Source organism: Pseudomonas sp. SDO5522_S412, from assembly GCF_054071215.1.
On sequence record NZ_JBSVWQ010000144.1, the window covers coordinates 1 to 14,900 of the forward strand.

Annotated in this window: 13 protein-coding genes; 2 read left to right on the forward strand and 11 right to left on the reverse strand. The window is 61.4% G+C overall.

Features of this window, described 5'->3' with window-relative positions; translation table 11 throughout:
- Positions 1-157: 157 nt before the first annotated feature.
- The 7 genes from ACW9I6_RS23050 to ACW9I6_RS23080 all read right to left on the reverse strand — a co-directional run bounded on the left by ACW9I6_RS23050 (position 158) and on the right by ACW9I6_RS23080 (position 9,415).
- Entirely contained in the window at positions 158-1,495 is a 1,338-nt protein-coding gene (locus tag ACW9I6_RS23050) for a TolC family outer membrane protein (protein WP_178903131.1), read from the reverse strand.
- 2 nt (positions 1,496-1,497) lie between these two features.
- Positions 1,498-2,832, reverse strand: coding sequence for an HlyD family type I secretion periplasmic adaptor subunit (locus ACW9I6_RS23055; RefSeq protein WP_008433775.1), 1,335 nt, complete (start codon positions 2,830-2,832; stop codon positions 1,498-1,500).
- Positions 2,829-4,580, reverse strand: a complete 1,752-nt coding sequence (locus ACW9I6_RS23060) for a type I secretion system permease/ATPase (protein WP_457339878.1) — start codon at positions 4,578-4,580, stop codon at positions 2,829-2,831. The genes ACW9I6_RS23055 and ACW9I6_RS23060 overlap by 4 nt, the downstream gene beginning before the upstream one ends.
- 104 nt (positions 4,581-4,684) lie before the next feature.
- Positions 4,685-5,053, reverse strand: a complete 369-nt coding sequence (locus ACW9I6_RS23065) for an AprI/Inh family metalloprotease inhibitor (protein WP_050550305.1) — start codon at positions 5,051-5,053, stop codon at positions 4,685-4,687.
- Positions 5,054-5,127: 74 nt separating this feature from the next.
- Positions 5,128-6,576, reverse strand: coding sequence for a serralysin family metalloprotease (locus ACW9I6_RS23070; RefSeq protein WP_008433780.1), 1,449 nt, complete (start codon positions 6,574-6,576; stop codon positions 5,128-5,130).
- A gap of 364 nt (positions 6,577-6,940) precedes the next feature.
- A complete protein-coding gene (locus tag ACW9I6_RS23075) occupies positions 6,941-8,041 on the reverse strand; it encodes a DmpA family aminopeptidase (RefSeq protein WP_003217115.1) in 1,101 nt (366 codons plus the stop codon).
- Between the two features lie 9 nt (positions 8,042-8,050).
- Positions 8,051-9,415: an APC family permease gene (locus ACW9I6_RS23080; protein ID WP_003217116.1), complete on the reverse strand. Its 1,365-nt coding sequence runs from the start codon at positions 9,413-9,415 to the stop codon at positions 8,051-8,053.
- A 197-nt stretch (positions 9,416-9,612) separates the two neighbouring features.
- On the opposite strand from ACW9I6_RS23080, the gene ACW9I6_RS23085 reads away from it, so the two are divergent.
- Complete coding sequence (locus tag ACW9I6_RS23085; protein WP_008433783.1) at positions 9,613-10,407, forward strand: helix-turn-helix transcriptional regulator; 795 nt, start codon at positions 9,613-9,615, stop codon at positions 10,405-10,407.
- A 104-nt stretch (positions 10,408-10,511) separates the two neighbouring features.
- On the opposite strand, the gene ACW9I6_RS23090 is transcribed toward ACW9I6_RS23085, so the two are convergent.
- The 4 genes from ACW9I6_RS23090 to ACW9I6_RS23105 are packed head-to-tail and all read right to left on the reverse strand — an operon-like array spanning position 10,512 to position 14,292.
- Positions 10,512-11,591, reverse strand: coding sequence for a polyamine ABC transporter substrate-binding protein (locus ACW9I6_RS23090; RefSeq protein ID WP_010169417.1), 1,080 nt, complete (start codon positions 11,589-11,591; stop codon positions 10,512-10,514).
- 60 nt (positions 11,592-11,651) lie between these two features.
- Positions 11,652-11,993 (reverse strand): cupin domain-containing protein, encoded by a 342-nt coding sequence (locus ACW9I6_RS23095; RefSeq protein ID WP_003217122.1) that lies wholly within the window; start codon positions 11,991-11,993, stop codon positions 11,652-11,654.
- A 27-nt stretch (positions 11,994-12,020) separates the two neighbouring features.
- The gene (locus ACW9I6_RS23100; protein ID WP_457339879.1) at positions 12,021-13,427 is read right to left on the reverse strand and encodes an NAD(P)/FAD-dependent oxidoreductase; all 1,407 of its coding nucleotides are present in this window, start codon (positions 13,425-13,427) and stop codon (positions 12,021-12,023) included.
- A 49-nt stretch (positions 13,428-13,476) separates the two neighbouring features.
- Entirely contained in the window at positions 13,477-14,292 is an 816-nt protein-coding gene (locus ACW9I6_RS23105) for a helix-turn-helix transcriptional regulator (protein ID WP_177122983.1), read from the reverse strand.
- Between the two features lie 261 nt (positions 14,293-14,553).
- On the opposite strand from ACW9I6_RS23105, the gene ACW9I6_RS23110 reads away from it, so the two are divergent.
- Positions 14,554-14,826, forward strand: coding sequence for a DUF1652 domain-containing protein (locus ACW9I6_RS23110; RefSeq protein WP_003217129.1), 273 nt, complete (start codon positions 14,554-14,556; stop codon positions 14,824-14,826).
- The last annotated feature ends 74 nt before the right edge of the window (positions 14,827-14,900 follow it).

A 14,900-nucleotide genomic window follows, 5' to 3' on the forward strand; every position in this document is an offset into this window, starting at 1 on the left:
GATTTTGGGGCCGCTACGCAGCCCAGCGGGAGCAAGCTCCCTCGCCACAACAAGCGCCCTTGCCACAGAAAACTCCCTTGCCACAGAAAGCTCCCTTGCCAAAACAAGCGCCCATGCCACCAAAGCTCCCTTGCACCAAGTACCACTCGTCCAGGCATCAGCGGCTCTCAGGACCAAACGCCTCATCCACCTTGGCCAGGTCGGTGTCACGCAAGTTGCCCGCGTAGTAATGCAATTTGGTCCAGGCCATCAGGTAGTCGTACCGTGCCTGGGCCAGGTCGCGACGGGTGCTGTACAGCTGCTGCTCGGCGTTCAGCGCATCGAGGTTGACCCGCTCGCCGCCGAGGATGCTTTGCTTGGTCGAGACCACCAGCGCTTCGGCCGAGGTCAGCGCCTTTTGATACGCCCGCAACTTGCTGACGCCCGACAGGCAAGCACTGAACTGGCGCCGCAGTTCGATCAGGGTTTCGCGGGTCTTGCCTTCCAGTTCGTACTCGGCCTGCTCCATGGCGCGGCTGGCCTGGCGGGTGGAAGCCGAGACGCCGCCACCGGCATACAACGGCATGCTGACTTCGATGCCGATGGTGTTGGTGTCGTAGCGCTGGTTGTAGGTGTTGCCGCTGTCGGATTCCTGCTGGCGCGAGCTGGCATACGCCGTGATGCGTGGCAGGTGCCCCGAACGGTTGCGCTCCACTTCATAACGCGCCACTTCCACGGACTGGCGTTGCGAGGCCAGGTTGGGGTTGTTGGTCAGCGCCAGTTCGTGCCAGGTGTCGTAATTGGCCGGGGTTAGGGTGAAGGCGGCAAACCCCGGGTTCAGCGGCGCCAGGTCGTTGATGTTGACGCTCTGCACGCCAATCAGCGCCCCGAGTTCGCGCAGCGAGGCGTCCTGTTCATCCAGCGCCTGGATTTCCTCGGCAGTCGCCAGCTCATAACGCGACTCGGCTTCCAGGATGTCGGTGCGGGTGCCCTCGCCCTGCTGGAACAGATGCTGGTTCTGCTGGAACTGCTGCTCGTAGGCCTTTTTCTTGGCGCGGGCAATGTCGATCTGGTCCTGGGCAAACAACGCCTGGGTGTAATAGGTCAGCACCCGCACCAGCAGCGCCTGGCTCTTGTCGCGGAAGCTCTCGTCGGCAAACAGTGCCTGGGCCACGCCCTTGCGGTAGTTGGCATAGGCTTCGTAGTCGAACAGCGGCTGTTGCAGGGTGAACGTGGAGCCATAGCTGTTGTAGTTGCGGTCATCGTGATAATTGCCGCCGCGCCCGTCGGGCAAGGTGGCCTGGGAGTTGTTGCGGCCCTTGTTGTAGTTGTACGAGAGCTTGGGCAGCAGGCCGGCGCGGCCGATGGTGCGGTTTTCCAGGCCGGCGTCGCGTTCCTTGATGGCGCCGAGGAATACCGGATCGTTGCGCAGGGCCTGTTCGTAGACATCGAACGGGCCCATGGCGGCCTGGGCGCTGCCGCAGGCGATCAGCAAGGCGATGAACATCGGCTTCATGCTCATTCCTCGGTCAACGCCGAGCCAGCGCGGTCCAGCAGCGGCTTGAACAGGTAATTGAGCAAGGAGCGCTCGCCGGTGCGGATGAACATCTCGGCGGGCATCCCCGGCTTGATCACCAGGCCATGGAGTTTCTCCAGGGCGCTGCTGCTGACGGTGGTGCGCAGCACGTAGTAAGGCATGCCGGTTTTTTCGTCGAGCATCTGGTCGGCGGAGATCAGGCTCACCTCCCCCGGCACCCGCGGCGTGCGGCTCTGATTGAAGGCGGTGAAGAGAATGTCCACCGGCAAGTGCGCACCGACCTTGTCCACCAGGTGCACTGGCAGGCGCCCTTCGACTTCCAGGCGGGTGTCCTGGGGCACGATTTCCAGCAGGGTTTCACCGGCACGCACCACGGCGCCTTCGGTGTGCACGCCCAGGTTGACCGCGATGCCATCGGCGGGCGCGTTGATCTCGCTGTGCTGCAGGTCAAAACCGGCGGAGGTCAGTTGTTGTTCCAGGGTCAGGCTGCGCAGCTGCGCGTCGGCCAGTTGGCTGCGCACTTCCTTCTGGTACTCCTCGCTGTGCTGCTGCAACTTGAGGCGCGATTCGAGGATGCCCTGCTCCACCCGCCCGCTTTCGCCGGTGTTCTGCGCCAGGTCCTGTTGCACCTGGGACAGTTGCCGCTGGTACTCCATCAGCCGGTTGCGCGGGATGTAGCCGTTGTCGGCCAGGGGTTGCAGGTTGTTCAACTGGTCTCGCAGGGATTGCGCTTGGGCGGTCAGGTCACTGCGGGCGCGGCGCATGCCGTTCAGTTGCGCCGTAGCGCCTTCGATACTGGCGCGAATCCCGGCCTGTTCCCGGGCAAAGGCTTCGCGGCGGCTGCTGAACAGTTGACGCTGGCCTTCGAGGACCAGTGCCAGGGCTTGGTCCGGGTTGCCGCTCAATTGCGCCGGAAAGGTGATCGTCGACTGGTTATCCCGCTCGCTCTGCCACCGTGCCACGCTGGCCCAGGCCATGCGGTACTGGGCTTGCAGGGAGTGCACGTCGGCCTGGTTCTGCGTCTGGTCGAGCCGGAACAGCGGCTGGCCCTGCTTCACCGCCTCGCCCTCACGCACCAGAATCCGGCTGACCACGCCGGGGCTCAGGGTTTGCACCGCCTTGCGCTTGCCCGAAACCACCACCGTGCCTTGTACCGGGATCCCCTGGTCCAGCGGCGCCAGACTGGCCCAGAGGAAAAACCCGCCGGCGCCGACCACCGTCAGCAGCCAGCCCATGCGGGCGAAGAAACGCGCGTCGTGCTCGGGATGGGTCTGTTCGTAATCGCGGTTGATTTGAATGCTGCTGTCGCTGCTCATGCGCCTGGATTCCTTCCGGCTTGATACTGACGGCTGAGGCTGACCCCGGCCTTTTCTCGTGGTGCTTCCTGCTGGCCGGACAGTGCGCGCAGCACGTCCTGGCTCGGACCAAATGCCTGCAAACGACCTTCGTTCAGCACCAGCAGCTTGTCGGCCTGGGCCAACGCCGAGGAACGGTGAGTCACCAGCACCACCGTGCTGCCCTGGGCTTTCATCTGCATGATCGCGCTGGCCAGGGCGGCTTCACCCACGGTGTCGAGGTTGGAGTTGGGCTCGTCGAGCACGATCAGGCGTGGCCCGCCGTACAGCGCGCGGGCCAGGGCGACCCGTTGCTTCTGCCCACCGGACAGGCCGCTGCCCTCGTCGCCGAGCACGGTGTCGTAGCCGTGGGGCAAGCGCAGGATCAATTCGTGCACACCAGCCTGTTGGGCGGCCTGCACCACCCGCTCCGGGTCGGCTTCGCGAAAGCGCGCGATGTTGTCGGCGATGCTGCCGCTGAACAGTTCGATGTCCTGGGGCAGATAACCGATATGCGGCCCGAGGTCGTCGCGGTCCCAGCGATGAATGTCGGCTCCGTCCAGGCGCACGGTGCCCGCCAGGGTTGGCCATACGCCCACCAGCACGCGGGCCAGCGTCGACTTGCCGGAGCCGGAAGCACCCAGCACGCCGAGCACTTCGCCCGCAGTCAGGTTGAAGCTGACTTGATGCAAGGTTGGCACGCGTCGCCCCGGCGGGCCTGCGCTGACTTGCTCGAAGCTCACATTGCCCTTGGGCGCCGGCAAGGCCATCTGCTCGCTCTGAGGCGGAAACTCGCGCATCAGGTTGTCCAGGCGCTGGTAGGCCAGCTTGGCCGAACTCCATTGCTTCCACACGGCGATCAACTGGTCGATGGGGCTCAACACCCGACCCATCAAAATGGAGCCTGCGATCATCATCCCGGCGGTCATGTCGCCCTTGATCACCAGGAGCGCACCCAGGCCCAGCACCAACGATTGCAGGCACAGGCGCAGGGATTTACTCAGGGAACTGATGATCGAGCCGGTGTCGCTGGCCTTGTTCTGCAGGCCCAGGAACTGCGAATGCACCTTGAACCAGCGCTTGCGCAATGCACCGAGCATGCCCATGGCCTGGATGGTTTCGGCGTTGTGCAGGTGGCTGGTGGCCAATTGGGTGGATTGCTGGGAATAACCGCTGGCTTCACCCAGAGGCTTTTTGGTCAGGTATTCGTTAAGGCACGCCAGGGCAATCAGCAGCACGGCACCGGCACTGGCCAAGACACCCAGCCACACGTTGAACAGGAAAATCACGAACAGATAGATCGGAAACCACGGCGCGTCGAAAAACGCGAACAGCGCAGGCCCGGTGATGAATTGGCGGATGTGGGTCAGGTCCCCCAGGGATTGCCCGCCATGGCCTTCGCCCCGTTGCAGGTTGCGCTCGAAAGCGGCCTTGTAGACCCGCAGGTTGAAACGCCGCTCCAACTGGCTGCCGATGCGAATCACGATAAAGCTGCGGATCACCTCCAGCACACCGATAAAGGCGAAGAACCCCACCACCATCAGCGTCAACATCACCAGGGTGGTTTCGTTCTGTGAAGACAGCACGCGGTCGTAGACTTGCAACATATAAATCGACGGCACCAACATCAATACGTTAATCAATGCCGTGAAACAGCCAATACTGATCAGAATACTTTTGTAGTCGCCGAGTGCCTTGAACAGTGGTGCAACGGGAGTGGTCTTCGCCATGTTGCCTGATCTTCCCTGAGCCGAATGACGCGCAATAGTTTACCGAGCGCCCCAATAAGGGGCGGGCAAACATTAAAATCGGGTTATATCGTTATAACGAACTATTACGGTGCACGTTGCAATATCAATACCGCGCCGTTTTTTGCGCGACCTTCATATTCGCCTTCTTTCTGGCGATTCAAATGGGTTATGCCGGTGCCTTCGGCATTCATCAGCCAAATACCATCGGGAGTAGGCGTCCAACTAACGGGGGCTTCCCCCAGCCATTGTCCGGCGCACTCCACATCGCCCCCTAACGCGTTAGCCTGCTCAATCAAGTCCAGTGCGCACACCTGCTCTTGCTGGTGCAGCGCCCAATGCCCGGCCAACTGCGCGGAAGTAGGTAAAACCAGACTGCTTGCCATTGCTGTGGCTCCTGCCGACATAAGCAACACCTGGAAACTCCAGGCCACGGTACTGCGAAATAGCGTCATCACCTTCGCCCGTTCATGGGGTGGATGCAAGGGCAGAGGGCGGCGCGTGTGCGCCACCCTCCTTTACGCGTGTATCAGGCCACGATGTCGGTGACGGCTGCCTGGCCAACGGTGGTGACGAGGAAATCCGCCACGCCGTGCCCGGAGAAGTCCACGGCCAATGTGCCCAGGTTGGTACCCGAAGCGTAGGACAGCACCGCGTCGCCGGCATGACCGGTAAACGCGTTGACGAAGGTCAGGCCTGCACCTTTGGTGATGCCGGTGAGGTCGATCTTGTCCGAACCCGAGGTGAAGTCGAAGATCTTGTCCGCCGCACCCGGCTTGGAGTCGGAGCTGGCGCCGAACACGAAGGTGTCGTTGCCTGAGCCGCCCCACAGCTGGTCTGCACCGCCGCCGCCGAAGATGATGTCGTTGCCGGCACCGCCCTTGAGGACGTTGGCGGCTGCATTACCGATCAGCAGGTCGTTGCCCGAACCGCCGATGGCGTTCTCCACGGTCACACCCTTGGCGATGGAAACGTTGCCCACCAGGCCGCCAACGTCGGAGAACGAGGTTTCATTGAGGTTGATCTTCTGGTTCTGGGTAAAACCGGAGAAGTCCAGGGTGTCGTTGCCGCCACCGTCCCATACCGAGAACACCAGCTTGTCGGCCGATGAAGTGGCGCTGAGGAAATCACGCCCGGTGTTGGAGTTGAAGCCGTAGGTGGTGTCACCGGCACGGGTGTTGTAGTTGGCGCCGTAGAGCTTCTGGATCGCGGCGATGTCGTCGATCAGCGGGCCGGACGAGTAGGCTTCTACCCCGCCTTTGCTGAAGTTCTGGTTGGTGTTGCTCTCGCTCCAGTAACTCATGACGCTGTAGCCACGCGTGTCCTGTCCATAGTCCGCGTCTTTGTACGAAGGGTTGCCGGTCCCGGCGTTGTAGTCGCCAGGGTGGTCCAGGCCCAGGGTGTGGCCGATTTCGTGGGTCAGGGTCTGCCGGCCATAGTTGTTCAGGTCCGGGGTCTTGTTCGGCGTGTAGCTGTTGTTCGTCAGGTACCAGGAAGTGCCGTCAAGGCCGCTTTCGTTGTACTTGGCGTTGGTGCCTGGCAGGTAGGCAAAGGCCGCTGCGCCGTCCTGGCCGCCGCTGTAGTTGCCGAAGGTCATGTGGAAGTCACCGCCCGAGGCTTTCTCGGTGAAGGTGACATTGGCCACATCGGCCCAGGATTGCATGGCCAGTACGGCCTGTGCTTTCTGCTGGGTGTTGAACTGGCTGAACCCGGTGATCCCATGCTTGTTCATGGTCGCGTTCGAAGCCGAAGTCAGGAAGGTGTAGGTGAGATCGATCTTGCCGTTGCCATCCACGTCCCGGTACGCGGCGTTCTCACGCAGCAGGTGGTCGGCGGCCTGGTCAACGGTGAACGACGGTTTGCCATTGACCGTGAGGTTGCCACCGCGGTCGTATTGATGGCTAAAGCTATCGATCTGGGTGTAAGCGGTACTTGCTTGAGCCGCCGACACAATAGCTTTGTCTTTTACTTTTGACATAAACGTACTTCCTTGTTTGCAAGTGGAACAGTTTTTGTCCGACCGGACCCACTCTGGCGAGTAAGTCCGATCACTCGCCCCTTTTGAAGGCGAAAGAAAACTGACACAACCTGAAATCATTCGTCCAGCGGTTTTTATCCAAGGATAAAGTTGGGCCGGTGAACAAAACCTGCAAACACTGGCAAATAGCGCGTTATTAAAATCCAGCTATTTAAATATTAAATACTCCTAAAGACATTTGGTCGCGAATGGATCCAAAGTATTGACTGAGGTGCACTAAGAAAGTGTCACCGTGTCATTGTTAGTATTGAATAGCCACTATTTAAGTGTTTGTCCCGTATTACCGGGACAAGACTTAGTTTACTTACTGGCCGCGCCAGCCGGTTTGGCGCAATGCCTGCAGGAGCGTGTGGGCATCCAGCGCGGGCACCCGCACACCCTGGTCGGTGGTCATGTCTTCGCCGGCCACTATGGCATTAATGATCGCCTCTTCCACGGCCTCCGCCGCCGCGCTGAACAGCGGTGAAATGTGGTCGTTATTGACCATTTGCAGGGCTGTGCTGAGGGGCGAGCCCTTGCGCCCGTAGTCGGCCACCGGCAAATCCTGATTGCCGGTGGCGAACGCCAGGAACAGGTCCCCGCTGGAGTCCTCGGTACCGCCACCCGTGCGCGCAATCCCGATGGACGCGCGTTGTGCCAGGCGCTGGCATTGATGGGGCAGCAACGGCGCATCGGTGGCGATGATCACCACGATGGAGCCCATGCCGGGTGTGCCGCGATCGGCAAAGGGTGACGGGATGTCCATCAATTGCCGGCCTACCGGGTAACCATCCACGCGCAGTTCCTGGCGCTTGCCATGGTTGGCCTGCACCAGCACACCGACGGTCCAGCCACCCTGCTCCGCCGGCAAGCGCCGTGACGCGGTACCGATGCCCCCCTTGAACTCATGGCAGATCATCCCGGTGCCGCCGCCCACGGCGCCCTCCGCCACCGGCCCGGATTCGGCGTTGGCCAGCGCCTCGCGCACATGCTCCGGGCCGACGTGCTGGCCCCAGATATCGTTGAGCAAGCCGTCGTAGGTTTCCATCACCACCGGCATGCACCAGTACACGGCGGGATCTTCGAGGCTTTCGCGCTCCAGGGCGATCAGCGTGTCGCGCACAATCCCGATGCTGTGGGTGTTGGTGATCGCCAGCGGCGTGGTCAGCAACCCCGATTCGCTGATCCACTCAAGCCCCGTGGCGTCGCCATTGCCGTTGAGCACGTGGTAGCCGGCAAAACATGGCTGATACCGCGCGGCACCGGCCCGGGGCTGGATCGCCGTCACGCCGGTACGTACCTGTTTGCCGTCGATGCGGGTCTTGATCGTACTGTGGCCGACCCGAACCCCTGGAACGTCGGTGATGGCATTCAACTCACCGGGCGTACCCAGTCCCAAGGTGATGCCCAATTGACGTGCACGCATAACCACTCCTTACAATTTCTGAAACGCCGGACTCAACCGGCCACTGATGCAATACAGGATCACCGACAGTGCCAACAGGCCGATGATAATCATGATGTCGCGAACCGAGGCGGCAATCGCCAGGGTCACCAACAGGTAGCCGGCGCCCAGCACCGCCAGCAAGGCCGGCACCGGCCACAACGGCATGCGATACGGGTGCTCGCGGTCACGCAGCAACACCCGGCTCATCAATGCGCTCAACGCCACGATCAGGTACACCAGCATGATCAGCAGTACGCTGAAAGACGTCAGGTCCGCCAGGTTGGAGCTGAAGCTGAGCAATGCCGAAGGGACCGCCAGGAACAGCGTAGCCAACCACGGGGAATCCCAGCGTGGATGAATCCGGGTGAAGAGTTTGTTGATGGTGGGTGTCCACAGCGCATCGCGGCCGCTGCTGAACACCACCCGGCCAATCTGGATGACGATGGCGACGATGGCGTTGAATACCGACAGGAAGATCCCGGCGCTGACCAGCCGCGACAGGGTTTCGTTACCGTGGCTGGTCAGCAGGTAGCCGATCGGGTCGGGGCTGCTGATCATCGCGCTGAGGGATGGCGCACCGATCAGCAAGGCGGTGATCGGCACCAGCTCGATGACCACCACCAGGCCCAGGGACCACAACACTGCCTTGTGCACGCCCCTGCCGCCGCACTTCATGTCTTCGGCCAGCAATACGGCGGGACCGTAGCCATTGAACGAGAACAGGCCGATGCCCACCGCGCCGATGACCAGCGCCCAGGGCGCCAGGTGCAGCACGCCGTTCTCGACGATTTGCGGTTGCAACAGCACGCTGACCGGCTGCACCGGGTTGCCGAAGCCGATAAACACGATCACCAGCAACGCCGCCACTTCCAGCAGCAGGCAGGTGCCGGTGATCCAGGCATTCAGCTTGATATTGAGGATACCCAGGGCGTAGCTGCACACCACAATCACCAGGGCCACGGTTTGCGAATCGAATTGGGTGCCGAGGGCGTTATTCAGGTAAGTCGCCGCCCCGGTGGCCAGTACCGGCGGGATAAACAGCAGCATCACCAGTACCGTGAGGAACGTCGCGTAGCCGGCCATGCCGCCGAACACCCGCTTGGCATACACGTATTCGCCGCCGGCGCTGTTGTGGGCACGCCCGAGTTCGGCGTAGCAAAAGGCGAACATCAGCGCGAGCAAGGCGGCCATCACAAAGGCCAGGAACACCCCGCTGCCGGCCTGCTGGATGGCAAACGGCGCAATCACGAACACTGAACTGGCCGGGGTGACCGCCGAGACGGTGATGGCCACTACATCGAATACGCTCAGGGTGGGTTTCAGCACGCCGTCGGGCGTGGAAGGAGCACTCATATCGTTATCCTCTTGATTGTTCTTGGTTTGAGGCAGAAACGAAAAGGTGAAGCGGCGCAGGGTATGTTCCCCACTGACTGACGGCCAACTTAAACACTCTGTGTAGATCGGCCAATTCCCCTATTGGAGTACTCCCCTTGACGCCGCCGGGCAAAAGTCGAACCCTTGCGGCCTGAATCCTTAGCGTGGAGCTGCACATGAGCCTGTTCAGGGAAGTCGGCATGCACGCGGGCCTGGGGCGTACCGTCGCACAGATCGGCACCGGGCGTTTCTGGAAGCAACTGGTGCTGTTGCTGCACCAATGCCTGCCCTTCGACAATGCCCTGGCGATCTTCTACCCCGCCGATGGCCCGCCCGAAGCGCTGGAAGAATACGACGCACAACCGAGCAGCAAACCGGCGTCGATGCTGGTTTATCTGAATGGTTTGTACCTGTTGGACCCGTTTTTCCAGGCGTGTCGCGAGGGGTATGCCAGTGGCGTGTACCGCCTTGAGGAAGTGGCGCCGGATCATTTTCGCCAGAGTGAATACTTCCTCAATTACTTCCACGACAACGTGCTGGAAGACGAGGTGCAATTCATCCTGCAATTGCCGGGTGCGGGGACGTTATCGCTGTCGTTGGGAATGCAGCGGTTGTTTACCGGCGAGGAAACGGGGTTGATGACCATGCTCGCGGCCTGGGTGTTGCCGTTGATGCAGCAGCATTGGCAGCAAAGCACCCAGCGAGTGGCCGCGCCGGCGGAAATGGCCAGCCAAATACGGGACGCGTTGAGTCATTTCGGCTGTGGCGTATTGTCGGAGCGGGAACTGGAAATAGCGCGATTGGTGTTGCGCGGGTTTTCGTCAAAAGCCATGGCCGAACGGCTGAATATCTCGCCGGATACGGTCAAGGTTCACCGCCGGCACCTGTATGCCAAGCTGGATATCTCGTCGCAGCCGGAGCTGTTTTCGTTGTTTATCCAGTCGTTGGGGCATGACTTGGAGAATCCTTGATTCCGCGGCGTGGGAACGCAGCCCTGGACGCTCCGCATGCGCTTTTGAAGTCGTGACGCGGAGCGTCACAGGATGCATTCCCACGCGGAGCGTGGGAACGATCATCAACGCCCGGTACGAATGGTGTTCCACACCCGCGTACGAATCCGGTCGATGTTCAGCGGCATTGCTTCCAGTGCGAACAACTTGCCCATCATTTCCGGACTTGGGTACACCTTGGTGTCGCTCTTGATTGCCGGGTCCACCAGGCTGTCCGCCGCGGCATTGCCGTTGGCGTAGTGCACGTAGTTGGTGATGCTGGCCATCACTTCCGGGCGTAGCAGGTAGTTCATGAAGGCATAGCCGGCTTTTTCATCCGGGGCATCGGCGGGCATGGCGACCATGTCGAACCAGATGGCGGCGCCTTCCTTGGGAATGTTGTAGCCGATATTCACGCCATTCTTGGCTTCCTTGGCGCGGCTTTCGGCCTGGAGGATGTCGCCGGAGAAGCCCACGGCCACGCAGATGTCGCCGTTGGCCAGGTCGGCGGTGTATTTCGAGGAGTGGAAATACGCCACGTACGGCCGCACTTTCATCAGCAGGTCCTCGGCCTTTTTGTAGTCTTCCGCCTTTTTGCTGTGGTGCGGCAGGCCCAGGTAGTTGAGGGCCGCGGGCAGCAGTTCCGGGCCGTTGTCGAGGATGGCGACGCCACACTTCTGCAGTTTTTGCATGTTCTCGGGCTTGAAGATCAGGTCCCAGGAATCCACTGGTGCGTTGTCGCCGAGTACCGCCTTGACCTTGTCGATGTTGTAGCCGATACCAGTGCTGCCCCACAGGTACGGGAAGCCGTGGGCGTTGCCCGGGTCGTTGTTTTCCAGGGCCTTGAGCAGCACCGGGTTGAGGTTTTTCCAGTTGGGCAACTGGCTCTTGTCGAGTTTCTTCAGCGCCCCGCCCTGGATCTGCCGGGCCATGAAGTGGTTGGAGGGGAACACCACGTCATAGCCGGATTTGCCGGTCATCAACTTGCCGTCGAGGGTTTCGTTGCTGTCGTACACGTCGTAGGTGAAACCGATGCCGGTTTCTTTCTGGAAGTTCTTGGTGGTGTCGGGGGCGATATAGTCCGACCAGTTGTAGATCTTCACCGTCTCGGCGGCTTGGCTGAGGGTGGCGACGAATACCAGCGGCAACAGGGCAATGGGTCTCATGGTTCGATTTCCTGGCGGTTTTAGGGCTGTTTTTATGGCAGGCGATCAAAGATCAAAGAATCAGAGGATCAATACATAGGTCTTGCGCACGGTTTCCTGGATGTCCCAGATACCGGTGCTGTTGGCCGGCAACATCAGTGCGTCGCCGGCTTCTATGTGGAGCATTTCCCCGTTGTCGGGGGTGAAGGTGCACCGTCCCTGGATAAAGTGGCAAAACTCCTGGGCTTTGATCTGCCGGCGCCAGCGCCCGGGCGTGCATTCCCAGATGCCGGTTTCGACGCCGTCGCTACGTTCCACGCTCAAGGTCGAGGCCACCGCGACCGGTGTGCCCAGTGGCACGGCGACGGGCGAGGAGTCCGGCAAATGGGCGCTGAGTGTGTCTTTGAACTGGGTAATGCTCATGTTCATACCTGTGGTGATTGAAACGACTTAGTGCATGAAACCTTCCATGAACCCGGCAACCCCGCTGGCCAGTTTGCGGCGCCACGGGGCGGTATTGGGGTTGGCCAACACCTGGTCCTCATGCACAAAACTGCGGATGATCGCGTTGTAGCCCAGCCAGCGGCAGGGTTCCGGTTCCCAGGCCTTGAGCCCGTCCAGCCGGCCCGGCTGAATCACCCATGGCTGGCGAACCAACGGCGTATCGAGCCCCAGGATCAAGTCCGCCAGGGTGCGGCCACCGAGGTTGCTGGCGCCTACGCCCTCGCCGCCGTAACCACCGGCCAGGGCGATGCCTGCCGCGTGATCGCAGAGCATGTGCGGCTTGAAGCGCCGGGACATGCCCAGGTTGCCGCCCCAGGCGTGGGTGATCCGGACTTTCTTGAGCTGCGGGAACAGTTCGCCGAACAGATAGCGACGCAGCTCGACTTCGCTGTCGGTTAGATCGAAGTTGTGCCGCAACTTGCCGGCAAACTGATAACCCCCGCGAGCGCCGAACACCAGGCGGTTGTCCGCCGAACGCTGGCCGTAAGTCACTTGCCGGCTGCTCTCGCCAAACGCCTGGCCACGATTCAGGCCGATCTCGTCCCAAGTGCTGGCCGGCAACGGCTCGGTGGCAACGATCAGGCTTTGCACCGGCAACTGATAGCGCCCCAGCGGAGCCAGCGTGGTGGCATACCCTTCCACCGCCGGCACCACCCAGGAGGCGCGCACCGAGGCTTTGTCCGTGCGCAGGCTGCCGGACTGCCAATGGGTGACGGGACTGTTTTCGTAGATCTTGACGCCCATCCGCTCCACCAACCGCGCCAGGCCGCGCACCAACTTGGCCGGGTGAATCGTGGCAACGTGGGGTGCATAGATGCCGCCATAAGGCTTGGCGATACGGATCTGCTCGGCCAGTTGTTGCGGGCCAAGCCAACGGTAGTCGTCGTCGGTCAGGCCCTGGCTGTGAAGTTTGGCCAGGTATGCACGCAGGGTGGCTTCCTGTTCGGGGTAGCGCGCGGCGCAATACAGCACACCACCCTTGCGGTAGTCGCAGTCGATGCCTTCGCGCTCGATCACTTGCGCGACTTCGTCGGGGATGGCGTGCAGCAGGTCGAACGAGGCCCGGCGCTGTTCCGGGGACAGGCCGGCCAACAGGCGGTCCTCTCCCAGCAGGTTGCCCATCAGCCAGCCGCCGTTACGGCCCGAGGCACCGAACCCGGCGGTTTGCGCCTCGATGAGTGCGATTTTCAGCTCGGGCGCCTGGCGCTTCAGGTAATACGCGGTCCAGAGCCCGGTGTAGCCGGCGCCGATGATGGCCACGTTGACGTCCAGGTCCTGCTCCAGGGACGCGCGTGCCAGCAGCGGCTCGTCCAGCTGGTCCATCCATAAACTGATATTGCGCCATGCAGGCATGCCAGGCTCCACCACCACACTTCGATGGCAGTGATCCTAGAGCCTGGCCTCAGGGGCTGTCTTGCGCGCGTGCACGCAGGGAAATTTGTTTGACGTAGGCCTTTGGCGACTGGCCGGTGTGCTGGCGGAAGCTGCTGTAGAACGCCGACGTCGAATTGAAGCCGGCGGCAAACGCCAGTTCGTCGATGCGGATCGGCGGCGCGGCCATTTCCAGTGCAGCCAGCAAATGCTGGAGGCGTGCCTGGTTGACGTAGCGATAAAAACTTTGCCCCAGCACCTGGTTCAACAGGTAGGAAATCTGATTGCGGCTGTACCCGCACTCCTTCGCCACCCGTTGCAGGTCCAGCTCGGGGTCCAGATAGGGTTGCTGGCGCTCGAAGTACTGTTGCAGGTCGTTGGCCATGTAGCTCAGTTGCTGCGGCGACAGGCCCAGGCGGCTGACGGTCGGGCGTGTGGTCTCGCGGCGGCTGGCAGACTGCTCGTGGACCAGGGAGGCGTACTCGTTGACCCGCCAGATCAAGCCATCGCGCACGGTAATCGCTTCGCTGGTGCGAAACGACACCAGGCCCTGGCCGCCACGCAAGGTGATGCGGTATTGGATGAACGCGGTGTCGCCGTCGGCGCGGATGCGGTCGGTGTGTTCGATCGCTTCGTCGGCGCCACGGGGCATGCTGGATTGCAGGTATTCGCGCAGCTCGCCGGCACCCACCACGCGGTTCTGGAAGAAATCGTGGTACTGGATGTCCGGATGGTAGTACGACATCACTCCATCCAGGTCCCGATCCCGCCAGCACAGATGGTGACGCAGTACCAGCTTGGCCGTAGCTTGGGTTTTCTGGGAGTCATCCGGAATGATGTCTTGCATTGAGCGCTCTACGCCGGTGAAAAAAGAGGCAGCTTGCCCAACTGCCCGTACCCGCTCAACGGCCATTTGATATTTCCGACTAATGGCCTTTCGCTTAATACCACGCAGCACGTGACCCATATCAACGTTATTGAAAACAACTGCCGGACGGGACGAAAAAACTCCCATGCCCGATGCGAACGAATGCTATTTTTAGTGCTCACGACGGCCAGGACCAGTGACGGTCATGGCGCCCCTGCAGCGAGCTAAAGGAAGCGCTCAATGAACAAGGTGGGCAACATGAACAAAGTGACATTCCCCAACGCCTGCCAGTTGATGCGCTGGCACTTTCATCCCATGGGCTTTGAGGCGAGCATGGATGCTCCCGGCAGTATGATCGCCCGCCTGTTCGACCGCGCCAGCGGGGAAACCCTGATTGCAATTGCCGGTATCCCTTGCGCCACGGTGATGAACGCTGCTGACGTGGAACGGATCATCGAGGCGGTTGAGGATGAACTGGAGTCGTTTGTGCCGCCGCTGTCGCTGCGGGCTTGATCTGGCAACGCAGGTATCCTGTGGCGAGGGAGCTTGCTCCCGCCGGGCTGCGTAGCGGCCCCAAAATCCTGGGA

Bases quoted from the DNA above. Each gene is read 5' to 3' on its own strand.
- ACW9I6_RS23075 (WP_003217115.1), bottom strand. From the start codon at position 8,041: ATGCGTGCACGTCAATTGGGCATCACCTTGGGACTGGGTACGCCCGGT.
- ACW9I6_RS23070 (WP_008433780.1), bottom strand. From the start codon at position 6,576: ATGTCAAAAGTAAAAGACAAAGCTATTGTGTCGGCGGCTCAAGCAAGT.
- ACW9I6_RS23090 (WP_010169417.1), bottom strand. From the start codon at position 11,591: ATGAGACCCATTGCCCTGTTGCCGCTGGTATTCGTCGCCACCCTCAGC.
- ACW9I6_RS23105 (WP_177122983.1), bottom strand. From the start codon at position 14,292: ATGCAAGACATCATTCCGGATGACTCCCAGAAAACCCAAGCTACGGCC.
- ACW9I6_RS23080 (WP_003217116.1), bottom strand. From the start codon at position 9,415: ATGAGTGCTCCTTCCACGCCCGACGGCGTGCTGAAACCCACCCTGAGC.
- ACW9I6_RS23100 (WP_457339879.1), bottom strand. From the start codon at position 13,427: ATGCCTGCATGGCGCAATATCAGTTTATGGATGGACCAGCTGGACGAG.
- ACW9I6_RS23060 (WP_457339878.1), bottom strand. From the start codon at position 4,580: ATGGCGAAGACCACTCCCGTTGCACCACTGTTCAAGGCACTCGGCGAC.
- ACW9I6_RS23095 (WP_003217122.1), bottom strand. From the start codon at position 11,993: ATGAGCATTACCCAGTTCAAAGACACACTCAGCGCCCATTTGCCGGAC.
- ACW9I6_RS23050 (WP_178903131.1), bottom strand. From the start codon at position 1,495: ATGAAGCCGATGTTCATCGCCTTGCTGATCGCCTGCGGCAGCGCCCAG.
- ACW9I6_RS23085 (WP_008433783.1), top strand. From the start codon at position 9,613: ATGAGCCTGTTCAGGGAAGTCGGCATGCACGCGGGCCTGGGGCGTACC.
- ACW9I6_RS23110 (WP_003217129.1), top strand. From the start codon at position 14,554: ATGAACAAGGTGGGCAACATGAACAAAGTGACATTCCCCAACGCCTGC.
- ACW9I6_RS23055 (WP_008433775.1), bottom strand. From the start codon at position 2,832: ATGAGCAGCGACAGCAGCATTCAAATCAACCGCGATTACGAACAGACC.
- ACW9I6_RS23065 (WP_050550305.1), bottom strand. From the start codon at position 5,053: ATGACGCTATTTCGCAGTACCGTGGCCTGGAGTTTCCAGGTGTTGCTT.